Raw genomic sequence first — 23,966 nt, forward strand, 5'->3', positions numbered from 1 at the left:
GTGCGGTGGTGGCGGGGCTGCGCGGTCTGGACCCGGCGGAGCTGGCCCGGGCCAGCAGCGCCAACGCCCTGCGCGTGCTGCCGCGCCTGCAGGCCCTGGTCCCGAACGCCGCACCGGCCGTTCCTGGCGCCACCGCATGACCCCCCCGTCTGTCCCACCCACGTTGCCCGTGGCCAGCGATCCCCTGCAAGGCCTGCCCCCGGTGCTCGACGCCCGCACACGCCTGCTGGTGCTGGGCAGTTTTCCCAGCGTCGCCTCGCTGCAGGCACAGCGTTACTATGCCCACCCGCAGAACCATTTCTGGAAAATTCTGGCCGCCCTGTGGCGGCTGCCCTTGACCGACATGCCTTACCCCGAACGAATCGATGTGCTGCACGCCCAAGGCCTGGGTGTGTGGGACGTGTACGCCAGTTGCGAACGCCAGGGCAGCCTGGACAGCGCCATCCAGAACGCCCGGCTCAACGACCTGCACCGCCTGCGCGAACGCTGCCCGGCCCTGGAGGCACTGGCCCACAACGGCGGCGAAAGCTTCCGCCACGCGCGCCACACCCAGGCCCTGGGGCTGCCGGTGTACCGCCTGCCCTCCACCAGCCCGGCCAACGCCAGCTGGAGCTTCGAGCGCAAGCTCGCCGCCTGGCGCGGGGTGCTGGCCGCCCACGGCCTGGCCGAGGCGGAGGGGCACTGATGGCCCGCCTTGGCACACGCCCCTCTGCCCGCCCCGCCGACGCCGCTTCAGCCCCCCGTCCGCGCCGCACCCGCACCGACCCCGATGACCTGCCCGCCGTCACCATCTCCGAAGACGGCGAGGTGCGCTTCCTGCACCTGGGCACCGAGTGGATCCAGGGCTCCATGCTGATCGACCGGCCCTTCGACATCGAGCTGGAATACGTGCAGCGCATGCTGGCCTGGCTGCTGTTCGTCGAACCCGACAGCGTGCCCAAGCGCCGCGCCATGCAGCTCGGCCTGGGCTCGGCCGCGCTGACCAAGTTCCACTTCAAGAAGTTGAAGATGGACACCACCGCCATCGAGATCAATCCCCAGGTGGTGGCCGCCTGCCGCACCTGGTTCAAACTGCCGCCGGACAGCGCCAGGTTGAGCGTCATTCTGGGCGACGCGGCCGAGGTGGTGGCCCACGCGCCCTTCCACGGCACGGTCGATGCCTTGCAGGTGGACCTGTACGACCACGAAGCCGCCGCCCCGGTGCTCGACAGCGCCGAGTTCTATGCCGACTGCCGCGCCATGTTGACCGACGAGGGCGCCATGACCGTGAACCTGTTCGGCCGCGACGCCAGCTACGAACATTCGCTGGACAAAATCCGCCAGGCCTTCGGCGCCGAGGCGGTCTGGGCCTTCAAGCCGACGCGCGAAGGCAACACCATTGTGCTGGCGCAGAAAATGCCCAGCCACCCCAGTCGCATGGAGCTGCTGGCCCGCGCCGAGGTGGTGCAGGAGCGCTGGGGCCTGCCCGCCACCAAGTGGCTCAAGGTGTTCAAGCACGCCGGTCTGCCCGCATGAGCGCCCCGCGCCCCGCCCACCTGAGTTCGGGCCTGCTGCTGGCGCTGGCGGGCTCGATCGCGTTCAGCGGCAAGGCCATCATCGTCAAGTTGGCCTACCGGCATGGGGTCGATGCGGTCACGCTGCTGATGTACCGCATGCTGTTCGCACTGCCCATGTTCCTGGCCATGGCCTGGTGGGCCAGCCACCGCAGCGCCACGCCGGTGGTGCCGCTGACGCGGCGCGACTGGCTGGGCATCCTGGGCCTGGGCGTGTCCGGTTATTACCTGGCGAGTTTTCTGGACTTCTGGGGGCTGCAGTACATCAGCGCCTCGCTCGAGCGGTTGATCCTCTACCTCAACCCGACGCTGGTGCTGGTGCTGGGCTGGGTGCTGTTCGGCCGCCCCATCAGCGCGCGCCAGGCCGGGGCCATGGCGTTGAGCTACGCCGGGGTGCTGCTGGTGTTCGCGCACGAGCTGCGTTTCGACGGCTGGAACACCGTCATCGGGGGGCTGCTGGTGCTGGCCAGCGCCGTCAGCTACGCCGTCTACCTGGTGTTCAGCGGCGAAATGGTGCAGCGCCTGGGGGCCCTGCGCCTGGGCGGCCTGGCCACCAGCGTGGCCTGCGGTTTTTGCCTGTTGCAGTTCGTGCTGCTGCGGCCCCTGTCCGCCGCCGCGGTGGCGCCCGAGGTGCTCTGGCTGTCGCTGCTCAACGCGGTCGCCTGCACCGCCGCGCCGGTGCTGATGGTGATGATGGCGATCGAGCGCATCGGCTCGGGCCTGACGGCGCAAACCGGCATGGTGGGCCCGATGTCCACCATCGCCATGGGCGTGTGGATTTTGGGGGAGCCGTTCAACGCCTGGGTGGTGGCCGGCACGGTGCTGGTCGTCAGCGGCGTGTTGTGGGTGACGCGCCGGCCCTGACGGGCGCAGTGCACCGCCTTGCCGCCGGGATGGGGGGCGACGCCGCTGGCCCAGGCGCGCTCAGCGCCGCGCCGGATGGGAGGCGCCCAGGGACGACACCCAGATCCCGCCCACGATCAGCGCGAAGGCCAGGCCGTGGTACAGCCGCGGCGGCTCGCCCAGAAAGGCGGCCGACAGCAGGGCGGCGAACAGCGGGGTCAGGTTGCTGAAAAAAGCGGCGATGGTGGGACCGGCGCGCTGCACCCCCGCGCCCCAGCAGCGGTAGGCCAGCAAGGCCGGGCCCAGGGCCACGAACAGCAGCACCGCCCACAGGGCCGCGCTCCACTGGACGTGGGGCAGACCGTCGGCGCGCGGGTGGGCGCCCAGCCACCACCATTCGCCCGCCAGCGTCAGCGCGCTCCACACCAGCCCCATGGCGATCTGCGCCAGCAGGAAATGCGCCCATTGCGGGCGCAACTCGTCGTCGGCCGGCGCGCGCGTCAGCAGCCAGCTGTAGCAGGACCACACGAACGCCGCCAGCAGCATCCAGGCGTCGCCCGGCACCAGCTCCAGGGCCTGCAGCCGGGCCCAATCCCCCTGGCCCAGCACCACCAGCACCCCGGACAGCGACAACAAGGCCCCGGCCAGGGATTGGGGCTTGACCGCCGCCCCATAGCCCAGCCGGCCCACCAGCAGCATCCAGATCGGCATGCTCGACGCCACCAGCGTGGCGTTCAGCGGCGACGAGGTTTTCAGCGCCAGGTACTGCAGGGTGTTGTAGCCGCAGATGGCGAACAGCCCCATCCAGGCGTAGCGGCGCCAGTGGCGCCACAGCGCGCTGCCTGGGCGCAAGGCCGAGGCCGCCAGCGGCAGCAGCACCAGGGCGGCCAGCACCCAGCGCAGGAAGTTGAAGGTGACGGGGGGAATCCAGCCCGCCGCCAGGCGGCCGACGACAGCGTTGCCGGCCCACATCAGGGGCGCGGTGGTCAGCAGGGCGATGGTGGACAGGCTCAGGCGCTGTGGGGGCAACATCGCCCGACTGTAACAAGCGCCCCGTCTTCGTGGCACCATGGGGTTTTGGTTCCACACAGACAGGAGACGGCCCCATGACCCCTTTGAGCAGCCGCGCGGTGTGCATCGAACACACCGGCGGCCCCGAACAGATGCAGCTGGTGCCCGTGGCGGTGGGCGAGCCCGGCCCGGGCGAGGTGCGCATCCGCCACCACGCCATCGGTCTGAACTTCATCGACGTCTACCAGCGCAGCGGCCTCTACAACCTGCCCATGCCCCTGCAACTGGGCATGGAGGGCGCGGGCGTGATCGAGGCCGTGGGCGAGGGCGTGGACCACCTGCGCGTGGGCGACCGCGCCGCCTACGCCGCCAACCCGCCGGGCAGTTACTGCGACGTCCGCGTGATGCCGGCGATGAACGTCTGCCGCCTGCCCGATGCCATCTCCTTTGAAGCAGGCGCGGCCATGATGCTCAAAGGCCTGACCGCCCAGTACCTGCTGAAAAAATGCAAACCGGTCGAGGGCCTGGAGCCGGGCGACTTCGTGCTCTTCCACGCCGCGGCCGGGGGCGTGGGCCTGATCGCCTGCCAATGGGCGCGTGCGCTGGGCCTGCAACTCATCGGCACCGCCGGCTCCGACGCCAAGTGCGCGCTGGCGCTGGCCAACGGCGCGGCGCACGCCATCAACTACAACACCGAGGACTTTGCCGCCCGCGTGCGCGAGATCACCGCAGGCCGGGGTGTGAAGGTGGTGTACGACTCCATCGGCAAAGACACCTGGGAGGGCTCGCTCGACTGCCTGGCCCCCTTCGGCCTGATGGTGACTTTCGGCAACGCTTCGGGCCCGGTGCCGCCGTTCGCGCCGGCCATCCTGGCGGCCAAGGGCTCGCTCTACGTCACGCGCCAGACCCTGTTCAGCCACATCAACAGCCGTGCGCGCACCCAGGCCATGGCCGACGACCTGTTCGACGTGGTCGTCAGCGGCCAGGTGAAGATCCACGTGGAGCAGCGCTACCCGCTGGACCAGGTGCAGCAGGCGCACCGCGACCTGGAAGCGCGCAAGACCACCGGCTCCACCGTGCTGCTGCCCTGAGGGCGGGCGCCCGGGGCCACGCGTGCGGGGGCTTCAGGGCGGGCTGCAGTGCCCCACCACGCTGGCCGGCCCCAAGGGGCCGGGCTGGCCGCAGGGTGTGCGCACACCCGGGCGCAGGTGGGGCGAGCCGGCGTCGTCGGTTTCGGTCAGCAGCGTGTCCCAGGCCAGCAGGCGGTCTTTCGATAGGGTGAGCCGCAGCAGCCAGCCCTGGCGGTTGATGGGCTGGTCGAAGCCATCGAACACGAAATTGCCCAGGCTGTAGACGATGGGCTTGCCCTGGTAGCTCTCGGCGCCCTGTACCAGGTGCGGGTGGCCGCCCACCACCAGGTCGGCACCGGCGTCGATCAAGGTGCGTGCCAGTTGCCGCTGCCGTGCCGAGGGCTCGGTTTCGTTCTCCCAGCCCCAGTGCATGAAGGGGATGACCCAGTCCGCCCCGGCCGCGCGCGCGGCGCGGATGTCGCGCACCACCTGCTCGTCTTCGCTCCAGGCGATGCCGGGCCACTCCGGGCCGGCTTCGAATTGCCGCGGCTTGAATTCGTTGTAGGCCAGCACCGCCACGCGGATGCCGTGCTTTTCCAGCCACACCGGCGCGTGGGCCTCGCGCAGGTTGGCGCCGCCGCCGAAGGGCTGGATGCCGGCGCGGCGCACGTGTGCCAGGGTTTCCAGAAAGGCCTCGGGGCCGTGATCGCCGGCGTGGTTGTTGGCCACCGACAGGGCCTGAAAGCGCCCGCGCAGCACCTCGGTCACGCGCGGGTGGGCGCGGAAGCTGTAGACCTTGTTCGGCAGGGGCTGGCCCGTGGTGGCGATGGGGCATTCCAGGTTGCCGATGGCGAAATCGCTGCGCCGCAGCGCTGGCGCCACGCCGGCCAGCGGGTCGCGGCCCTGGGCGATGGTCTGGCCGGGGCCGTCGTCGAGCATGATGTCGCCGACGAAGGCCAGCTGCAGGGTGGGCACGGTCGGCTGGGCTTCTGCATGGGCCCCGGTGGTGCACAGCACCAGCCCGGTGGCTGCCAAGACCCGTGCGGCCGCGCGGCGCCAGCGGGTGGGTTCAGCGCGCCGGGGCATCGACACGCTCGCACCAGTAGTGCAGTTCGCCATCGCGCACCGGCTCGTACACCGCGTGCAGGCCGGTGAAGCCGTGCGGCGTGCGCGCGCCCGACTGCGGCGTTTGCGAGGCCAGCCAGCTGCCCTGGTGGATCAGGCGCGGGCCGCTGTCGAGCGCCGCGTACACGTAGACCTTGACCGAGGCCAGGTCCAGCGGCTCCACCTGGTTGACCGCCCGGAACAGGAAGAAGGAGCCTTCGGCCTGCACCGGGGCGTCGTAGGGGTTGCTCACGGGGGGCGCGGCGAACACCTTGGTCACGCCGCCGTAGCTCACGTGGCAGCGCACGGTCTGCGCCGCTGCCGGCAGCGCCAGCCCGGCGCCCATGCCCATGGCCAGCAGGGCGGCCCTGGCGCGGTGGGCCCAACGGTGTCGGTGTGTCATCGGGTCTGGCTCCGCAAAGGGGGTGGAGGGATCAGCGCGCGCGCCGCACCCGCAGAATTTCGTCCAGTATGAGGCCCATGGCCCCGGCCGTGATGCCCATGTCCGCGACGTTGAACGCCGGGAAGTGCCCGCCCGGGAACAGCGGTGCCAGGAAGCGCCAGTGGAAGTCCAGCATGTCCACCACATAGCCGTGCAACAGGCGGTCGATCACGTTGCCCAGGGCCCCGCCCAGCAGGCAGGCCAGCGCGAAGGCGAACAGCTTCTGCCCGTGGTGCGAGCGCAGCATCCACAGGATGAAGGCGGCCGTGCCCAGGCCCACCACGGTGAAGAACCAGCGTTGCCAGCCGCCGGCGTTGGCCAGAAAGGAAAACGCCGCGCCGCTGTTGTGCACCCGCACGATGTTGAAGAAGGACGTGACGTACGTGCCTTCGCCCGGGCGGTAGTTGCCCAGGATCAGCACCTTGGTGAACTGGTCCAGCAGGAGCAGGGCAAAGGCCAGCCCCAGCCAGACCAGCATGCCTTTGGACGAGGGCTTGGCCATCGGCGCGCTTTCTTACGCCACGGTGCGGGTTTCGCCCGCGCCGTGCAGGTTGCTGGTGCAGCGACCGCACAGCTCCGGGTGGGCCGGGTCGTGGCCCACGTCGTCGCGGTAGTGCCAGCAGCGGCCGCACTTGGCCGCGCTGGCCGGCGTTACCTGCACCGCCACGTCGGCGCCCGCTTGCAGGGCGACTTGCGAGACGATCAGCACGAACTTCAGGTCGTCGCCCAGGCTGTGCAGCAGGGCCAGGTCTTCCGCGCCCACGGTCAGGGTGAGGTTGGCTTGCAGCGACGAGCCCACCTGGCCGGCGGTGCGCACGTCCTCGATGGCCTTGTTGACCAGCGCGCGCAGTTCCAGCACCCGGGCCCACTTGGCCAGCAGCGCCTCGTTGGGCGTGCCCAGGTTCAGGTAGGTTTCGGTGAAGATCGACGGCGAACCATTGACCGGGGTGCCCGCCAGTGCCCAGGCTTCCTCGGCGGTGAAGCTCAGGAACGGCGCCATCCAGCGCAGCATGGCGTGGGTGATCTGGTGCAGCGCGGTCTGGGCGCTGCGGCGCGCCAGCGATTGCGGTGCCGTGGTGTAGAGGCGGTCCTTCAGCACGTCCAGGTAGAACGCGCCCAAGTCTTCCGAGCAATACACCTGCAGCTTGGCCACCACGGGGTGGAACTCGTAGGCGTGGTAGTGGGCCAGCACCTCGGCCTGGAACTGGGCGGCGCGGCTCAGGGCGTAGCGGTCCACCTCCAGCATCTGTTCGGCCGGCACCGCGTCGGTGGCGGGGTCGAAATCGCTGATGTTGGCCAGCAAAAAGCGCAGCGTGTTGCGGATGCGGCGGTAGGCGTCCACCACGCGGGCCAGGATCTTGTCGTCGATGCCGAGGTCGCCGGAGTAGTCGGTCGCGGCCACCCACAGGCGGATGATTTCGGCCCCCATCTTGGTGCTGATGGTTTGCGGTGCCACCACGTTGCCGACCGATTTGCTCATCTTGCGGCCCTGGCCGTCCACGGTGAAGCCGTGGGTCAGCAGGCCCTGGTAGGGCGCGCGGTCGTACATGGCGCAGGCGGTGAGCAGCGAGCTGTGGAACCAGCCGCGGTGCTGGTCGTGGCCTTCCAGGTACAGGTCGGCCTCGGGGCCGCTGTCGTGGCCGCTGCCGGCGTGGCTGCCTTTGAGCACCGTGGTGTGTGTGGTGCCGGAGTCGAACCACACCTCCAGGATGTCGGTGCTCTTGCTGTAGCTGGCCGGGTCGGCGGCGTCGCCGATGCGCGCCAGGATGTCGGCCACGTTCAGTTGGCTCCAGGCTTCGATGCCGCCGGCCTGCACCACCTCGGCGGCCAGGTCCACGATCTCGGGCGTGCGCGGGTGCGGCTCGCCGCTGTCCACGTGCAGCAGGAAGGGCAGGGGCACGCCCCACGAACGCTGGCGGCTGATGCACCAGTCGGGCCGGTTGGCGATCATGTCGCGCAGGCGGGTTCGGCCGTTTTCGGGGTAGAAGCGGGTGTGCTCGATGGCGTCCAGCGCCAACTGGCGCAGGGTTTTGGGGGCCTTGTCTTTGGTGAAAATGCCGTCGCCCTCGTCCATGCGCACGAACCACTGCGCGGCGGCGCGGTAGATCACCGGCGTCTTGTGGCGCCAGCAGTGCGGGTAGCTGTGGGTGATGGTGGCGGTGGCGAACAGGCGGCCGTGCTCGCGCAGCGTGTCGATGATGACCGGGCAGGCCTTCCAGATGTTCTGGCCGCCGAACAGGGGCAGCGCTTCTTCGTACTGGCCGTTGCCCTGCACCGGGTTGAGGATGTCGTCGTAGGCCAGGCCGTTGGCCATGCAGCTGTTGAAGTCGTCCACGCCGTAGGCGGGCGCGGAGTGGACGATGCCGGTGCCGTCGTCCGCGCTGACGTAGTCGGCCAGGTAGATGGGCGACAGGCGGTCGTAGCCGGCGTCCACCTGGGCCAGCGGGTGGTGGAATTGCAGGCCGCCCAAATGCTTGCCTTCGGTGGTGGCCAGCACGGTGCCGCTCAGGCCGAAACGCTCCAGGCATTTCTCCACCAGCGACTCGGCCAGTACCAGCAGGCCGCGTTCGGTCTGCACCAGGGCGTAGCTCAGCTCGGGGTGGGCGTTCAGGGCCTGGTTGGCGGGGATGGTCCAGGCGGTGGTGGTCCAGATCACCGCGAACATGGGCTGGTCTTGCAGGCCGGTGGTGTCGGTGTGCGGCAGGCCGCTGTGGCCGAAGAAGGCGTGCAGCAACTTCGCTGGTTCGGCGCACAGGAAACCCACGTCCAGCGTCTGGCTCTTCTTGTCCTGGTATTCGATCTCGAATTCGGCCAGCGAACTGCCGCAATCGAAACACCAGTACACGGGCTTGAGGCCTCGGTAGACGAAGCCGCGCTCCATCACGCGCTTGAAGGCGCGGATTTCGTTGGCTTCGGTGGCGAAGTCCATGGTTTTGTACGGGTTCTCCCACTGGCCCAGCACGCCCAGGCGCTTGAAGTCGGCCATTTGCTGCGCGATCTGTTCGGTGGCAAAGGCGCGCGCCTTGGCCTGCATTTGGTCGCGGCTCAGGTTGCGGCCGTGCAGCTTCTCGATCGCGTTCTCGATCGGCAGGCCGTGGCAGTCCCAGCCGGGGATGTACTGCGCGTCAAACCCCGCCAACTGGCGTGCCTTGACGATCATGTCTTTGAGCACCTTGTTGACGGCGTGGCCGATGTGGATCTGGCCGTTGGCGTAGGGCGGGCCGTCGTGCAGGATGAACTTCGGAGCCCCTTTTCGGGCCTCGCGCAGGCGCTGGTAAATGCCTTGTTCTTCCCACTGCTGCACCCAGCCCGGCTCGCGCTGGGGCAGGTTGCCGCGCATGGGGAAGGGGGTGTCGGGCAGGTTCAGCGTGGTGCTGTGGTCGGCAGGTTTGGCGTCGGACATGGGGGTTCCGGAAGGGGGTTCTCGACAGGCTCGGCCCGCGGGTGCAGGAAGGGGATTTGGTGGGCCCCCACCCCGAGCCGGTCCAGGGGTGGGCGGCGGGCGCAAGCCGGCGTGGGCCGCTTGCGGGGCGGGCGTCAAATTCGGTCGCGCGTGGTCTGGCGGCGCAGGGCGGCGTGGCTGCCGTGCAGGTGGTGTTCACCGCCTGCGGTGCGGGCCGCAAACCAGGCGCGCGCGTCGTCGCAGTCTTTGGCAATGCCCTGGGTCAGGGCGTCCAGACTGTCGTATTTCAACTCGTCGTGCAGTTTGTGCAGCAGCTCCACCCGCACGATTTTACCGTAGGCCTCCCCCGGCGTCGGGGCCTGGGCCAGGGCGCGTCGCACGCGCTCGGGCCAGTCCAGGCAATGGGTTTCCAGCAGCACCCGCCCGCCGTTGACGTCGTCCGGGTCGAGCGAGGGGCGCACGCCCAGGTTGGCCACACCGGTCAGCGGTGGCGCGTCGGGGGCCGGGTCCAGCCCGTGCACCTGCACCGCGAAGATGCCGCTGGCCGCCGGTTTCCAGTGCGAAAAGCGCAGGTTCAGGGTGCGGAAGCCGTCGCCCGCCCCGTCGCGGCTGGCGCCCAGTTCGCGGCCCAGCTTGCGCCCGTGCACCACGTGGCCGCTGATGCTGTAGGGGCGGCCCAGCAGGGCGGCCACGTCGTCCATGCGGCCTTCGGCCAGGGCCTCGCGCACGGCCGAACTCGACACGCGCAGGCCGTGCACTTCGTAGCTCATCATGCGGGCCACATCGAAGCCCTGGGCCGCGCCGGCGGCGTCGAGCATGGCGTAGTCGCCCAGGCGCTGGGCGCCGAAGCGGAAGTCGTCGCCCACCAGCACGTAGCGCGCGCCCAGGGTGCGCACCAGCACCTCGTCGATGAAGGCCTGGGCCGGCAGGCGGGCCAGGCGCTCGTTGAAGGGCAGCACCACGCACTGGTCCACGCCGCAGGCACGCAGCTCGTGCAGCTTGTCGCGCAGGGTGGCGATGCGGGCCGGGGCCAGTTCGGGTTTGTGGAACTGGGCGGCGAAGAAATCGCGCGGGTGCGGCTCGAAGGTCAGCGCGCAGCTGGGCACCCCCCGGTGGCGGGCTTCGTTGATGAGCAGGGCCAGCATGGCCTGGTGGCCGCGGTGCACGCCGTCGAAGTTGCCGATGGTCAGGGCACAGCCGGCGCCACCGTGGCGTGGCCGGTGCAACAGGTGGTCCAGGCCACGGAGAATTTTCATGGGGTGCGTGGGGAAACGGATGGTTCTGTCGTGAAGCGGACAGAAAAGCGCGCTATATTGACACAAGTTGAGGCATCCGCCCGTCTGCCGTGCAGCCACGGCCTGGGCCGGACGAATTCCGGTGGTTCGCGCCCGGTCGGGCGTTGTGCGTGGAGGTCGGTCTGTGAAGGTGTTGAAATTGTCGGCACAGGGCGTGCCGCAGTCGTGGATCAGCCTGGAGCAGGCGGTGTTGCACTACGCCGCCGACGAGGTGCGCTGGGAAATGGGCCAGCGCGTCGCGGTGTTCCACGGCGGGCACAACGCCGTCACCGGACTGCAGTCGGTCATCACGGTCAACTCCATCATCGGCACCAAGGGCGTGCCGCAGCTCAACCCCTTCGAGCTCAAACCCTCGCTGAGCAACGCCAAGCTGTTCGCCCGCGACCGCCACCTGTGCGCCTACTGCGGCGACGAATTCGCCGAAGACCTGCTGACGCGCGAGCACATCGTGCCCTTGGCGCAAAAAGGCCGCGACCACTGGATGAACGTGGTCACCGCCTGCCGTGCCTGCAACCACCGCAAGGGCAACCGCACGCCCGAGCAGGCGCACATGGGGCTGCTCTACGCGCCTTACGTGCCCAGCCTGTGGGAAGACTTCATCCTGCGCAACCGCCGCATCCTGGCCGACCAGATGGAGTTCCTGCGCCTGCACCTGCCCAAGAGTTCGCGCCTGCACGCCTGAGCAGGCCCGGGGCGCGGCGGGCTATCATGGGCCTTCCTTCCGTTTTGCGCAGATTGCCCACCATGATCCTCGAACACGCCGACATCCGCATCGACCCAGCCCAGGCCGCCGCCTTTGAAGCCGCCATCCAGCGCGGCGCCGACACCGTGATCGCCCAGTCCCCGGGTTTCCAGGGCTACAAGGTCAACCGCAGCATCGAGTCGCCGGGCCGCTACGTCCTGACCATCTACTGGGCCACGCTGGAGGACCACACCGTGCGCTTCCGTCAGAGCGAGCTGTTCACCCAATGGCGCGCCATCGTCGGCCCGTTCTTCGTGCAGCCGCCCGTGGTGGAGCATTTCGAACTGGTCTGCATGTCGGCCTGAGGCCGGGCTTTTCCTCACCTTGCCGGAGCGCACCATGGCCCCCGTTTCTTCCCCGCACCGCTGGCGTTTTTTCCGCTCCGGCGGTTTCGACCAGGTTCGCCTGGACACGGCCGACGACCTGCGCCACCTGGGTGAACTTGACCAGAAACTGTGGGCCGTGCTGGCCTGCCCGACCACCGGGCTGGAGTTCGACAGCCGCACCCTGCAACTGATCGATGCCGACGGCGACGGCCGCATCCGCGTGCCCGAACTGCGCGAGGCCGTGCGCTGGGCCTGCACCGTGCTGCGCGACCCCGGGGTGCTGTTCCAGCCCGGCGACGCCCTGCCGCTGGTGGCGATCCAGGCCCAGGACGAGGAGGGCGCCCGCCTGCGCGCCGCCGCCGGCCAGGTGCTGGCGCGCCTGGGCCGGCCCGAGGCCGAGGCCCTGACCGTGGCCGATTTCGCCGACCTGGCCCTGCTCTTCGCCCCCACCCACCCCAATGGCGACGGCGTGGTGCCGGTCGAACTGGCGCCCGACGCCGACACCGCGGCCCTGATCGCCCAGGTGCTGGCCACCCAGGGCGCGGTGGCCGACCGCAGCGGCCAGCCCGGCGTGTCGCGCGAGACGCTGGACGCCTTCCTGGTCGCGGCCCAGGCGGTGCTGGACTGGCACGCCCAGGCCGACGCGGGCGCCGCCGACCTCCTGGCCTGGGGCGCACAGACCGCCGAGGCCCTGGCCGCCTTCGACGCGGTGCAGGCCAAGGTACAAGACCACTTCACCCGCTGCCGCCTGGCCGCCTACGACGCCCGCGCCACCGCCGCGCTCAACCCGGCCGATGCCCGCTACGCCGACCTGGCCGCGCTGACGCTGCACGACGCTGCCGACGAGGTCGCCGGTCTGCCCCTGGCCCTGGTGGTGCCGGGCGGCGACCTGCCCCTGGTGGACGGCCTCAACCCCGCCTGGCAAGGCCGGATCGAGGCGCTGCGCCGCCTGGTGGTGCAACCCATGCTGGGCGAGCGCGCCCGGCTCACCCTGGCCGACTGGGAATCTCTGGCCGCGCGTTTCGGCGCCTACCGCGCCTGGTGGGCTGCGCGCCCGGCCACCCCGGTGGCCGACCTGTCCGCCGCCGAACTGCGTGCCCTGCTCGTGGGGCCCGCCCCGGCGGCCCTGCAGGCCCTGATCGAACAGGACCAGGCCGCCGACGCCAGCGCCGCCGGCATTGAGGCGCTGGAACGCCTGGTGCGCCTGCGCCGCGACCTGGTCACCCTGCTGCGCAACTTCGTCAACCTCAGCGACTTCTACGGCCACGAACGGCCCGCCATCTTCCAGGCGGGCACGCTCTACATCGACCAGCGCAGCTGCGACCTGTGCCTGCGCGTGGCCGACATGGGGCGGCACGCGGCGCTGGCGCCGCTGTCCGGCACCTACCTGGTCTATTGCCAGTGCGTGCGCCAGGGCGAAGCGCCCATCACCATCGTCGCGGCCATGACCGGTGGCGACGCCGACGACATGATGGTGCCCGGCCGCAACGGCGTCTTCTACGACCGCGAGGGCCGCGACTGGAACGCCAGCGTGGTCAAGGTGGTGGAGGCGCCCATCAGCGTGCGCCAGGCCTTCTGGTCGCCCTACAAGCGGGTGGCGCGCATGGTCGGCGAGCAAATCCACAAGTTCGCCGCCGCTCGCGACAAGGACGTGGACGCCAAAGCCGCGGCCAGGGTGGCCGATGCCGGCGCCAAGGCCGAGGCACCGCCCCCGGCCGCCGACGCCAAACCGCAGGCCTTCGACATCGCCAAATTCGCCGGGATTTTTGCGGCCATCGGGCTGGCCCTGGGGGCCCTGGGCACCGCGCTGGCGGCGGTGGTCACCGGCTTCTTGGCGCTGCCGGCCTGGCAGATGCCGCTGGTGCTGCTGGGCATCGTGCTGCTGGTGTCCGGGCCGTCCATGCTGCTGGCCTGGCTCAAGCTGCGCAAGCGCAACGTCGGGCCGCTGCTCGACGCCAACGGCTGGGCGGTCAACATCCGGGCGCGCATCAACATCCCGTTCGGGGCCTCGCTCACGGGCGTGGCGCAGTTGCCGGCTGGCGCCGAGCGCTCGCTCACCGACCCTTATGCCGAACGCGCCAGCCCCTGGCCCTGGTGGCTGCTGTTGGCCGCGCTGTTCGGGGCCTTGTGGTGGGCGTGGCGCCGGGGCTGGCTGGCGGCGCTGGGCTGAGGCCCGAGGGCCCACACCCCTCCCGCCCCCAAAAACCACCCCGCCGCAGCGGGGTGGTTCGGGGTGGCTGGCGCGGTGGGCGCCGTGCGTTCAGGCAAACACGCCGGCCGTGTCCTGCATCCGGGCCGACACCTCACCCAGGTGGTGCAGGGTGTCGCCGAAGGTCATCTCCAGCTGGGTCAGCTTCTTGAAGTAGTGGCTGACGATGTACTCGTCGGTCACGCCGATGCCACCGTGCAGTTGCACCGCCTGCTGGCCCACGAAGCGCATGCTCTGGCCCAACTGCACCTTGGCGCGCGCCAGTGCCTGGCGGCGCTCGGCGGTGGGGGTGTTGAGCTTGAGGCTGGCGTAGTAGCTCATGCTGCGTGCCAGTTCCAGCTGCATCTTCATGTCGGCCAGGCGGTGGCGCAGCGCCTGGAAGCTGCCAATGGCCACGCCGAACTGCTTGCGGGTGTTCAGGTAGTCGGCGGTGAGGGCCACGGTCTGGTCCATCACGCCCACGGCTTCGGCGCAGACGCCGGCGATGCCGATGTCCACCGCGTGTTCCAGGGCGGTCTGGCCGTCGGCGCTGACGAGCTGGGCCGGGGCGTTGTCGAAGCGCACCTCGGCGGCGCGGCTGCCGTCCTGAGTGAGGTAGCCGTCGGTGCGCACACCGTCGGCCTGGCGCTCCACCAGGAATAGCGCCAGCCCCTGGGGCGTTTGCGCCGGCACCAGGAAGGCGTCGGCCTGGTCGCCGGCAGGCACCACGCTTTTGGCGCCGCTCACGGTCCAGCCATCGCCTTGGGCCGTGGCCCGGGTGTGGGCGGCACCCAGTTGGTAACGCAGACCGCGTTCCTGGTGCGCCAGCACCACCAAAGCCTCGCCGGCGGCGAGGCGCGGCAGCCAGTCGGCCTGCAGCGCGGCCGGTGCGTAGCCGCCCAGCACGCCGGTGGCGATCAGCGTCTGGCCCAGTGGCTCCAGCACGATGCCGCGGCCCAGCTCCTCCATCACCACCATGCCCTCGACCGGGCCCATGGCCAGGCCGCCGTGGTCGTCGCCCACGTACAGGCCGGCCAGGCCCAGTTCGGCCAGTTCGGTGTAGGCGGCGCGGTCAAAACCGCCGGCCGCCACGGCCGCGCGGCGGCGCTCGAAGCCATAGCCCTTGTCTACCCAGCGGCGCACCGCGTCGCGCAGTTGCGTCTGGTCGTCGGAAAAATCGAAATCCATGTTCTGTCTCCTTCCGTTCAGCCCAGCAGCGTCTGGGCCACGATGTTGCGCTGCACTTCGTTGCTGCCGCCGTAGATGGTGGTCTTGCGCATGTTGAAGTAATTGGCCGCCAGCGGGGCGTTGTCCACGCTCCCGCCGGGGAAGTCGCCCTGCCAGCCGGCGTCCATGGCCTCGAAGATGAAGGGCAGGCTGAAGGGGCCGGCGGCCAGCATCATCAGTTCGGTGTAGCGTTGTTGGATCTCGCTGCCCTTGATTTTCAGCAGGCCGGCGATGTCGAGCGAGTTCTTGCCCGACTTCTCGGCGCTCAACACGCGCAGCACCAGCATTTCCAGTGCCACGATGTCCACCTCCAGCAGCGCGATCTGGTCGCGCAAGCGCAGGTCGTCCCACACGCCTTCGGCCTGGGCAATGCGTTTCAGGCGTTCGAGTTCGCGCTTGGCGCGGTTCACATCGGCGATGTTGGTGCGCTCGTGGCTGAGCAGGTGCTTGGCGTAGGTCCAGCCCTTGTTCTCTTCGCCGATCAGGTTCTCTGCCGGTACTTCGACGTTGTCGAACCAGACCTCGTTGACTTCGCACTCGCCGTCCAGCAGCTTGATCGGGCGCACCGTGACGCCGGGCGATTTCATGTCGATCAGCAGGAAGCTGATGCCGGTCTGCGGCTTGCCTTCGGTGCTGGTGCGCACCAGGCAGAAGATCCAGTCGCCGTGCTGGCCCAGGGTGGTCCAGGTCTTCTGGCCGTTGACGATGTAAGTGTTGCCCTGGCGCTCGGCGCGGGTTTTCACGCTGGCCAGGTCGGAGCCCGAACCCGGCTCGCTGTAACCCTGGCTCCACCACACCTCGCCGCTGGCGATGCCGGGCAGGAAGCGCTGGTGCTGTTCGGCGTTGCCAAACGCCATGATGACGGGCGCCACCATCACCGGGCCGAAGGGCACGATGCGCGGGGCCCCGGCCAGCGCGCATTCTTCTTCGAACAGGTGTTTCTGCACCGCGGTCCAGCCCGGGCCGCCGAACTGCTTCGGCCAGCCGTAGCCCAGCCAGCCTTTGCTGCCCAAAATTTTGGCCCAGCGTTGCATGTCATCGCGCGTCAGGCGCTGCCCGCTGTGCACCTTCTGGGCGATTTCCTGGGGCAGGTTGGCCCGCACCCAGCTGCGGATGTCGTCACGGAACGCCAGTTCTTCCGGCGTGAAAGCCAAGTCCATGGGGGTTGTCTCCTGTTAAACAAATGCTATTTTTTTGCACGATCGTGCTTTTTATGTGTCCGCACCGCGACAGCGGCGGGCGGTCACGGCTCGGCCACGTCGGCTTCGGTCTCCGGCGCCAGCCGGTCCAGGCGCGCCTGCAGGCGCTGCACCTGGGCTTCCAGCGCCTCGATCCGGTCCAGCAGGGCCGGCGTTTCTTGTCGGGCAGGCAGGGCTGCGGTGGCGGTGCCGGGGTCCACCGGCCCGCAGAGCAGGTGGGCCCAGCGCGATTCGCGGGCGCCGGGCAGGCGCGGCAGCTTCAGCACCAGCGGGCCGCCCTTGTCTTCGGTGCGGTCCTGCAGTTCTTCCAGAAAGGCTTCGACCGAACCGATGTCGAGGAATTTGTGCCAGCGCTCGGTGTTCAGCCGCAATTCGCCGGCGGTCTGCGGGCCGCGCAGCATCAACAGGCCGAGCAGGGCGGCGGCCTGGTCGGGCACGCCCACCACCCGGTTGAAATTGTGCTCGTAGCGCGTCACCCGCCCGCCGCTGGATTCGATCACCAGGCTGCGCGCGCGCAGGCCGTCCAGCGCTTCGGCAATCTCGTGCTCGCCCAGTTCCATCACCGGGTCGCGCGCCGATTTCTGGTTGCAGCCCGACTGCAGGCCGTTGAGCGTGAGCGGGTAGCTGTCGGGCACGGTGCGGGCTTTTTCCATCAGGGTGGCCAGCACGCGCGCTTCGTTCGCCGTCAACGCGGTTTTCCAGGGGGGCGGGGTCATTACACTTCCTTGCTTATGTCGCAGATGCAGAAAAAAAACATTGTCATCCTGATCTCGGGCCAGGGCTCGAACATGCAGGCCATTGTGCGCGCGGCGCAGGCCCAACGCTGGTCGCAACGCCACGGGGCGCAGGTGCTGGGGGTGGTGAGCAACAAGGCCGCCTCTGCCGGCCTGGCCTGGGCGCGCGAGCAGGGGTTGGCCACGGCCGTGGTCGAACACGCGGCCTACCCCACGCGCGAGGCCTTCGACGCCGAACTGGTGCGCGCGATCGACGCGCTGGACCCGCAGACGCCACCGGCGTTGGTGGTGCTGGCCGGCTTCATGCGCATCCTCACGCCCGACTTTGTGGACCACTACACCGGGCGCCTGGTCAACATCCACCCGTCGCTGCTGCCGGCCTTTGCGGGCCTGCACACCCACCGCCGCGCGATCGAGGCCGGCTGCAAATTCGCCGGTGCCACGGTGCACCGCGTCACGGCCGAGCTGGACCACGGCGAATTCTTGGACCAGGCCGTGGTGCCGGTGTTGCCGGGCGACACGCCCGACACCTTGGCCGCGCGCGTGCTGACGCAGGAGCACCTGATTTACCCGCGGGCCATTGAGCGCCTGCTGGCGCCAGCGGTCTGAGCCGTCACCTGGCCGCCTGTTCCGGTGACCCGGTGCCGTTCCGGGCGGATCGTCTGACCTGGTGCCCGGACCGGTTCGGCCGACAGCCCGCGGCCCAAGCTCGCGCGGGCTTTGGCTGAGCTGGTATTCTGGTGGGCAGAAGCAAGGAGATGATGGTGCGAAGCGTGACTCGTCGAAGCTGGTCCTTGGGCGCGCTGGCGCTTGTGGGTCTGGGGGTCTCCAGTGCCTTGTGGGCGCAGACGCTTGCGCCCAGTGCCATCGGGGTGGTGGTCATGCACGGCAAAGGCGGGCTGCCCACCAAGCATGTGGCCGATTTGGCCAGCCACCTGTCGAGAGAAGGTTTTCGGGTGGCCAACCTGGAAATGCCATGGTCCGGCCATCGTGCGTACGACGTGGATGCGGCCGCGGCCCAGCAGGAGGTGCTCGCCGCCCTTGACACACTGAAGCAACAAGGTGCCCAGGCGGTGTTTGTGGTGGGCCACAGCCAGGGGGGTGTGTTCGCCTTCGCCATGGGCAGTCGCTTGCCGGTGAGCGGGGTGATCGCCATCGCCCCGGGCGGGAACGTCGCCAGCAGCATCTATCGCGAGAAATTGGCCGAGCCGTTGGCGCGCGCGCAACAGGCGGTGGCACAGGGCCAAGGCGACGTGCCCATGCCCTTCGCCGATTACGAAAGCAGCCGCGGCACATTTCCGATCCAAACCACACCCCGCGTGTACCTGTCGTGGTTCGATGCGGCCGGCTTGATGAACCAGACCGCCGCCATGAAGCAATTGCCCGCCGATTTGCCGGTGTTGCTGGTGGCCCCCACGGGCGATTACCCGGGGCTGCTGCGCGTCAAGCCCGAGGTGGTGGCGCAACTGCCGCGCAATGCCCGGACTCGGGTGCTGGAGCCGGCTGCGTCCCATTTGAACGCGCCTTCGGCGGCCAAGGCCGACATCGCGGCCTGGATGCGGGAGGTGGCATCGACCCGCAGCCAGTGAGTGCGGTGCGGCGCCCGCCCGACGGTGGGCACAAAAAAACCGCTGGGGATGCCAGCGGTTTTTTGTCAAAGCCAGGGCCGAATCACTTCAGCTTGACTTCCTTGTAGTCCACGTGCTTGCGGGCTTTCGGATCAAATTTCTTGATCAGCAGCTTTTCCGGGGTGGTCTTCTTGTTCTTGTCGGTGGTGTAGAAGTGACCGGTGCCGGCAGTGGATTCCAGCTTGATTTTTTCGCGTCCGCCTTTGGTTGCCATGGTGCAGCTCCTTTAACGATCAGGCTTGGCCACGTGCGCGCAGGTCGGCGAGCACAGCATCGATACCGTTTTTGTCGATCAGGCGCAGGGCAGCGCCGGAGACGCGCAGACGCACCCAGCGGTTCTCGCTCTCGACCCAGAAACGGCGGGATTGCAGGTTCGGCAGGAACCGGCGCTTGGTTTTGTTGTTGGCGTGGGAAACGTTGTTCCCGACCATGGGCTTCTTGCCCGTGACTTCACACACGCGTGCCATGATGGACACTCCAGTAGAAAAATTAACGGCTGTTCGCCGCACCTCGCCCGTGTCCTGTGTTGTGCCGCCTGCCTCACGACCTTCTCAGGCGGTGTGGGCGGCTCCGGCTCGCGGGCGGTTGAATTTTGGCGTGCCAGGACTGAGCCAGACGCGCCAAACCCGTGATTGTACATCGGTGTGCCCGCTTGTGCCAAACCGGCTGTGCCCTGCATGCCACGGTCGGCGCGCTAACATGGCGGCATTCCGGGTTTGTCCGTCCAAGCGCATGATCGTTCGCCCCAAGCAGCACTGGTTCCGTCTTGTTTTCGTGTGGCACGGCTCGGTCCTGCACAAAATCCTCTCACGCCTGCTGCTCATCGGCGTGGTGGCGGTGGTGGCCGTGCTGGCCATGCCGCAGTTGGCGGCCTGGGGCCTGCACATGTCCACGGCGCCGTTCAGCCTGATCGGCATCGCGCTGGCCATTTTCCTGGGTTTTCGCAACAGCGCCAGCTACGACCGTTTCTGGGAGGCGCGCAAATTCTGGGGTGCCGTGCTGGTGGCTTCGCGCTCGCTGTTGCGCCAGGCCCAGACGCTGACCCGGCGCGAGCCGGGCGATCCCGCCGTGCGCGAGTTCGCGGCCCTGTTGATCGCCTTGGCCTGCCAGTTGCGGCACCAGTTGCGCGGCACTTCGGGCCAGGCCGACCTGGACCGCCTGCTGCCGTCCGCGCTGGCCCAGCGCCTGGGCCGGGCCGAATACGCCTGCGTGCTGCTGCTGCGCGACATGGGGCGGTGGGTGCAGGCACAGCACGCCGCCGGCCGCCTGTCCGACGAAGGCGTGCGGGCCATGGACAGCAACCTCAACGAGCTGACCGCCTGCCACGGCGGTTGCGAGCGCTTGGCCAGCACCCCCATTCCCTACGCCTACAGCGTGTTGCTGCACCGCACGGTCTATGTCTACTGCGCGCTGCTGCCCTTCAGCCTGCTGGACGCGGTGGGCGTGCTCACGCCGCTGATCGCGGTCTTCATCTCCTACGCCTTCATGGCCTTGGACGCCATCGCCAGCGAACTGGAGGAGCCCTTCGGCACCGAGCCCAACGACCTGGCGTTGGACGCGCTGTGCATCACCGTCGAGCGCACCCTGCTGGAGATGTGCGACGTGGCCGAGCTGCCGGCACCCTTGCGCCCCCGCGCCGACCACGTGCTGACCTGAGCCTGCCGCCGTCGGGATCAGGCGCTGGGGTGTTGCTCCAGGAAGCGTTGCGCGTCCAGCGCGGCCATGCAGCCGGTGCCGGCGCTGGTGATGGCCTGGCGGTAGATGTGGTCCTGCACGTCGCCCGCCGCGAACACGCCGGGCACGCTGGTTTGGGTGGCAAAGCCCTGCTGGCCGCCGTGGGTCTTCAGGTAGCCATCGTGCATCTCCAGCTGGCCTTTGAAGATCTCGGTGTTCGGGCTGTGGCCTATGGCGATGAAGCAGCCCTGCAGCTTGATGTCTTCGGTGGCGCCGGTCTGCACGTGCTTCACGCGGATGCCGGTCACGCCCGTCTGGTCGCCCAGCACTTCGTCGAGCACATGGAACACCTTGAGTTCGATCTTGCCTTCGCGCACCTTCTCCATCAGCTTGTCCACCATGATGGCTTCGGCGCGGAAGGTGTCGCGGCGGTGCACCAGGGTCACCTTGCTGGCGATGTTGCTCAGGTACAGGGCCTCTTCCACGGCGGTGTTGCCGCCGCCGACCACGCACACCTCTTGGTCGCGGTAGAAGAAGCCGTCGCAGGTGGCGCAGGCGCTCACGCCCTTGCCCATGAAGGCTTCTTCAGACGGCAGGCCCAGGTAGCGGGCCGAGGCACCGGTGGCGATGATGAGCGTGTCGCAGGTGTACTGGCCGCTGTCGCCGGTCAGGGTGAAGGGGCGCTGGGACAGATCGACCGCGCTGATGTGGTCGAACACGATTTCTGTTTTGAAGCGCTCGGCGTGCTCCAGAAAGCGCTGCATCAGGTCCGGGCCCTGCACACCGTGCACGTCGGCGGGCCAGTTGTCCACTTCGGTGGTGGTCATGAGCTGGCCGCCCTGTGCCATGCCGGTGATGAGCAGCGGGTTCAGGTTGGCGCGGGCGGCGTAGACGGCGGCGGTGTAGCCGGCGGGGCCGGAGCCGAGGATCAGGACTTTGGCGTGTTTCATGGGCGGGGCTGCGGAAGGGTGGAGTCGTTCGGTGGGTTCAGCGCGTATTGTAGGAAGCGACGCCAGACCCTGTTCGGGGTCGGTTAAGCTTGCGTTTGCGTTTATGACCTACTCCCTGAACACCCTCAACGCCGATGCCGCCCACACCGCGCCCAGTGGGCTGCGGCGTTTTGCCCAGGAGATCTCGCTCGTCCTCGGGGCGGTGGCGCTGCTGTTCTGGTTGATCGCGCTGCTGAGCCATTCCCTGGCCGACCCGGCCTGGTCCACGTCGGGTTCGGGCGCCAGCACCGGCAACTGGGGCGGACGCCTGGGGGCGGTGCTGTCTGACCTGTCTTACTACCTCTGCGGCATGTCGGTCTGGTGGGCGGTGCTGGCCGCCGTGCGCGCCTGGCTGGCGGCCCTGGCGCGCTGGCTGCGCGGTGCCACCCCGGTGGCCGTGGGCCCGGACGGCCCGCCCTGGTGGCACACCTCGGCGCCGCACCGGGTCGCGTTCTGGCTGGGCTTGGTGCTGCTCTTGTGCGCCAGCACGGTACTGGAGTGGGGCCGTCTGCACCGCTGGGATGCGTTGTTGCCGGGACAGGCCGGTGGCGTGCTCGGCAGCCTGCTGGGGCCGGTGGCCGCGCGCTGGCTGGGGTTCACCGGTTCGGCCTTGCTGGCCGTGACCTTGCTGGTGCTGTCCCTGGCCTGGGTGTTCCGCTTCGCCTGGGGCGCGCTGGCAGAGCAGTGCGGCCGCACCCTGGACGACTGGTTCCAGAGCCGCCGCGAGCGCCGCGAGGCCGACGAAGACCTGCGCATCGGCCAGCAGGCCGCGCGCGAGCGCGAGCAGCAGGAGGCGGTGTACGCCACCGAGCACCCGCTGCACGAGCCCACCCTGGCGGCTGTGCCCAGGGCCGACTATGACGCGGACGAAACCCCCGACGGGCCGTTCCGTTCCGTGCCCACCGTGACCGCCAAGGCGGTCCAGATCGAGCCCACCCTGGCCGAGGTGCCGCCCAGCACCCGGGTGGTGAAGGAGCGCCAGAAGCCCCTGTTCGTCGAGATGCCCGACAGCAAACTGCCCCAGGTGGACCTGCTGGACGCGGCTGGCAAGCAGCCGTCAACCGTGTCGCCCGAGACGCTGGAAATGACCAGCCGCCTGATCGAGAAAAAGCTGCGCGACTTCGGCGTGGAGGTCCAGGTGGTGGCCGCCCAACCCGGACCGGTCATCACCCGTTACGAGATCGAGCCGGCCACCGGCGTCAAGGGCTCGCAGGTGGTGAACCTGGCCAAAGACCTGGCGCGTTCGCTGTCGCTGGTCAGCATCCGCGTGATCGAGACCATCCCCGGCAAGAACCTGATGGCGCTGGAGCTGCCCAACGCCAAGCGCCAGACCATCAAGCTCAGCGAAATCCTGGGGTCGCAGGTCTACCACGACGCCAAGAGCCTGCTGACCATGGGGCTGGGCAAGGACATCGCTGGCCACCCCATCGTCGCCGACCTGGCCAAGATGCCGCACTGCCTGGTGGCGGGCACCACGGGTTCGGGCAAGTCGGTGGGCATCAACGCGATGATTCTGAGCCTGCTCTACAAGGCCGATGCGCGCGATGTGCGGCTGCTGCTGATCGACCCCAAGATGCTGGAATTGAGCGTCTACGAGGGCATTCCGCACCTGCTCTGCCCGGTGGTGACCGACATGAAGCAGGCCGCCAACGGCCTGAACTGGTGCGTGGGCGAGATGGAGAAACGCTACCGCCTGATGAGCAAGGTGGGCGTGCGCAACCTGGCCGGCTACAACGCCAAGATCGACGAGGCGGCCGCGCGTGGCGAGTCCATCGGCAACCCCTTCAGCCTGACGCCGGAGCAGCCCGAGCCGCTGGAGCGGCTGCCCTACATCGTGGTGGTGATCGACGAACTGGCCGACCTGATGATGGTGGTGGGCAAGAAGATCGAGGAACTGATCGCCCGCCTGGCGCAGAAGGCGCGCGCCGCCGGCATCCACCTGATCCTGGCCACCCAGCGCCCGAGCGTGGACGTGATCACCGGCCTGATCAAGGCCAACATTCCCACCCGCATCAGCTTCCAGGTCAGCAGCAAGATCGACAGCCGCACCATTCTGGACCAGATGGGTGCCGAAGCCCTGCTGGGCATGGGCGACATGCTCTACATGCCCAGCGGCACCGGCTACCCGACGCGGGTGCACGGCGCTTTTGTGAGCGACGACGAGGTGCACCGCGTCGTCAGCTACCTGAAGGAGCAGTTTGGCGAGCCCGATTACCTCGACGGCGTGCTCGAAGGCACCGGCGACGGCGAGGGCGGGGGGGGGGATGTGTTCGGCGATGGCGATGCCGGCGGCGAAAAAGACCCGCTCTACGACCAAGCCGTGGCCATTGTGCTGCAGGACCGCAAGGCCAGCATCAGCTACGTGCAGCGCAAGCTGAAAATCGGCTACAACCGCGCCGCGCGCCTGTTGGAAGACATGGAAAATGCCGGTCTGGTGAGCGCGCTCACCGCCAGCGGCCAGCGCGACATCCTGGTGGCCGCCCGGGGCGGTGAATGACGCGTTCCGGGCCCTGTGCCCCGCGGCGCGTTACAGCCGCT

23 protein-coding genes are annotated in these 23,966 nt (G+C 69.0%); 11 read left to right on the forward strand and 12 right to left on the reverse strand.

Going from position 1 to position 23,966, the window contains the following annotated elements; all coding sequences use genetic code 11:
* Positions 1–136 precede the first annotated feature (136 nt).
* From CON77_RS07755 to CON77_RS07765, 3 genes are read left to right on the forward strand one after another with little or no spacing between them, the layout of a single operon-like run.
* A complete protein-coding gene (locus tag CON77_RS07755) occupies positions 137–685 on the forward strand; it encodes a DNA-deoxyinosine glycosylase (protein ID WP_101048596.1) in 549 nt (182 codons plus the stop codon).
* A complete protein-coding gene (locus tag CON77_RS07760; protein WP_232788448.1) occupies positions 685–1,515 on the forward strand; it encodes a class I SAM-dependent methyltransferase in 831 nt (276 codons plus the stop codon). The genes CON77_RS07755 and CON77_RS07760 overlap by 1 nt, the downstream gene beginning before the upstream one ends.
* Positions 1,512–2,417: a DMT family transporter gene (locus CON77_RS07765; RefSeq protein WP_101048597.1), complete on the forward strand. Its 906-nt coding sequence runs from the start codon at positions 1,512–1,514 to the stop codon at positions 2,415–2,417. Before CON77_RS07760 ends, CON77_RS07765 begins: the two co-directional genes overlap by 4 nt.
* Before the next feature lie 60 nt (positions 2,418–2,477).
* On the opposite strand, the gene CON77_RS07770 is transcribed toward CON77_RS07765, so the two are convergent.
* A complete protein-coding gene (locus tag CON77_RS07770; protein WP_101048598.1) occupies positions 2,478–3,428 on the reverse strand; it encodes a DMT family transporter in 951 nt (316 codons plus the stop codon).
* Positions 3,429–3,502: 74 nt separating this feature from the next.
* On the opposite strand from CON77_RS07770, the gene CON77_RS07775 reads away from it, so the two are divergent.
* The gene (locus CON77_RS07775; RefSeq protein ID WP_101048599.1) at positions 3,503–4,498 is read left to right on the forward strand and encodes a quinone oxidoreductase family protein; all 996 of its coding nucleotides are present in this window, start codon (positions 3,503–3,505) and stop codon (positions 4,496–4,498) included.
* Between the two features lie 33 nt (positions 4,499–4,531).
* Here CON77_RS07775 and CON77_RS07780 read toward each other — a convergent pair whose 3' ends face one another.
* From CON77_RS07780 to CON77_RS07800, 5 genes are all read right to left on the reverse strand, one after another.
* Positions 4,532–5,563, reverse strand: coding sequence for a CapA family protein (locus tag CON77_RS07780; RefSeq protein WP_101048600.1), 1,032 nt, complete (start codon positions 5,561–5,563; stop codon positions 4,532–4,534).
* Positions 5,547–5,984 (reverse strand): hypothetical protein, encoded by a 438-nt coding sequence (locus tag CON77_RS07785; protein ID WP_198552309.1) that lies wholly within the window; start codon positions 5,982–5,984, stop codon positions 5,547–5,549. Before CON77_RS07785 ends, CON77_RS07780 begins: the two co-directional genes overlap by 17 nt.
* A gap of 31 nt (positions 5,985–6,015) precedes the next feature.
* Positions 6,016–6,525, reverse strand: coding sequence for a signal peptidase II (lspA, locus tag CON77_RS07790; RefSeq protein WP_101048601.1), 510 nt, complete (start codon positions 6,523–6,525; stop codon positions 6,016–6,018).
* Between the two features lie 12 nt (positions 6,526–6,537).
* Complete coding sequence (ileS, locus tag CON77_RS07795) at positions 6,538–9,426, reverse strand: isoleucine--tRNA ligase (protein WP_101048602.1); 2,889 nt, start codon at positions 9,424–9,426, stop codon at positions 6,538–6,540.
* A gap of 134 nt (positions 9,427–9,560) precedes the next feature.
* On the reverse strand, positions 9,561–10,682 hold the full coding sequence (locus CON77_RS07800) for a bifunctional riboflavin kinase/FAD synthetase (RefSeq protein ID WP_101048603.1): 1,122 nt from the start codon (positions 10,680–10,682) through the stop codon (positions 9,561–9,563).
* A 163-nt stretch (positions 10,683–10,845) separates the two neighbouring features.
* Here CON77_RS07800 and CON77_RS07805 point away from each other — a divergent pair, with 163 nt between their 5' ends.
* The 3 genes from CON77_RS07805 (at position 10,846) to CON77_RS07815 (ending at position 13,959) form a co-directional block, all read left to right on the forward strand.
* A complete protein-coding gene (locus CON77_RS07805) occupies positions 10,846–11,403 on the forward strand; it encodes an HNH endonuclease (RefSeq protein WP_101048604.1) in 558 nt (185 codons plus the stop codon).
* 62 nt (positions 11,404–11,465) lie between these two features.
* Positions 11,466–11,768, forward strand: coding sequence for an antibiotic biosynthesis monooxygenase family protein (locus CON77_RS07810; RefSeq protein ID WP_101048605.1), 303 nt, complete (start codon positions 11,466–11,468; stop codon positions 11,766–11,768).
* A gap of 34 nt (positions 11,769–11,802) precedes the next feature.
* The gene (locus CON77_RS07815; RefSeq protein ID WP_101048606.1) at positions 11,803–13,959 is read left to right on the forward strand and encodes a hypothetical protein; all 2,157 of its coding nucleotides are present in this window, start codon (positions 11,803–11,805) and stop codon (positions 13,957–13,959) included.
* Between the two features lie 90 nt (positions 13,960–14,049).
* Here CON77_RS07815 and CON77_RS07820 read toward each other — a convergent pair whose 3' ends face one another.
* From CON77_RS07820 to CON77_RS07830, 3 genes are all read right to left on the reverse strand, one after another.
* Positions 14,050–15,165, reverse strand: a complete 1,116-nt coding sequence (locus CON77_RS07820; protein ID WP_101048607.1) for an acyl-CoA dehydrogenase family protein — start codon at positions 15,163–15,165, stop codon at positions 14,050–14,052.
* Positions 15,166–15,182: 17 nt separating this feature from the next.
* Complete coding sequence (locus CON77_RS07825) at positions 15,183–16,364, reverse strand: acyl-CoA dehydrogenase family protein (RefSeq protein ID WP_101048608.1); 1,182 nt, start codon at positions 16,362–16,364, stop codon at positions 15,183–15,185.
* 83 nt (positions 16,365–16,447) lie between these two features.
* Positions 16,448–17,119 (reverse strand): YceH family protein, encoded by a 672-nt coding sequence (locus CON77_RS07830; RefSeq protein ID WP_101048609.1) that lies wholly within the window; start codon positions 17,117–17,119, stop codon positions 16,448–16,450.
* Positions 17,120–17,143: 24 nt separating this feature from the next.
* Between CON77_RS07830 and purN the strand changes: the two genes are divergently transcribed.
* Together purN and CON77_RS07840 are read left to right on the forward strand one after the other, a co-directional pair.
* The gene (gene purN / locus CON77_RS07835; protein WP_101048627.1) at positions 17,144–17,746 is read left to right on the forward strand and encodes a phosphoribosylglycinamide formyltransferase; all 603 of its coding nucleotides are present in this window, start codon (positions 17,144–17,146) and stop codon (positions 17,744–17,746) included.
* Between the two features lie 164 nt (positions 17,747–17,910).
* Complete coding sequence (locus CON77_RS07840) at positions 17,911–18,726, forward strand: alpha/beta hydrolase (RefSeq protein WP_232788449.1); 816 nt, start codon at positions 17,911–17,913, stop codon at positions 18,724–18,726.
* Positions 18,727–18,808: 82 nt separating this feature from the next.
* Here the strand turns inward: CON77_RS07840 and rpmG are convergent, their stop codons facing one another.
* Both rpmG and rpmB read right to left on the reverse strand, forming a co-directional pair.
* Entirely contained in the window at positions 18,809–18,979 is a 171-nt protein-coding gene (gene rpmG, locus CON77_RS07845; RefSeq protein ID WP_101048610.1) for a 50S ribosomal protein L33, read from the reverse strand.
* Positions 18,980–18,998: 19 nt separating this feature from the next.
* Positions 18,999–19,232: a 50S ribosomal protein L28 gene (rpmB, locus tag CON77_RS07850; protein WP_101048611.1), complete on the reverse strand. Its 234-nt coding sequence runs from the start codon at positions 19,230–19,232 to the stop codon at positions 18,999–19,001.
* A gap of 265 nt (positions 19,233–19,497) precedes the next feature.
* Between rpmB and CON77_RS07855 the strand changes: the two genes are divergently transcribed.
* Positions 19,498–20,421, forward strand: a complete 924-nt coding sequence (locus CON77_RS07855; protein ID WP_101048612.1) for a bestrophin family protein — start codon at positions 19,498–19,500, stop codon at positions 20,419–20,421.
* A 17-nt stretch (positions 20,422–20,438) separates the two neighbouring features.
* Here the strand turns inward: CON77_RS07855 and trxB are convergent, their stop codons facing one another.
* Positions 20,439–21,389 carry a thioredoxin-disulfide reductase gene (gene trxB / locus CON77_RS07860; protein ID WP_101048613.1) on the reverse strand — a complete coding sequence of 317 codons (951 nt, stop codon included), beginning with the start codon at positions 21,387–21,389 and terminating at the stop codon, positions 20,439–20,441.
* A 103-nt stretch (positions 21,390–21,492) separates the two neighbouring features.
* Between trxB and CON77_RS07865 the strand changes: the two genes are divergently transcribed.
* The gene (locus CON77_RS07865) at positions 21,493–23,925 is read left to right on the forward strand and encodes a DNA translocase FtsK (protein ID WP_101048614.1); all 2,433 of its coding nucleotides are present in this window, start codon (positions 21,493–21,495) and stop codon (positions 23,923–23,925) included.
* Positions 23,926–23,966: the final 41 nt, after the last annotated feature.

Source organism: Macromonas nakdongensis (assembly GCF_002837145.1).
Classification (GTDB): Bacteria; Pseudomonadota; Gammaproteobacteria; order Burkholderiales; family Burkholderiaceae_C; genus Macromonas_B; species Macromonas_B nakdongensis.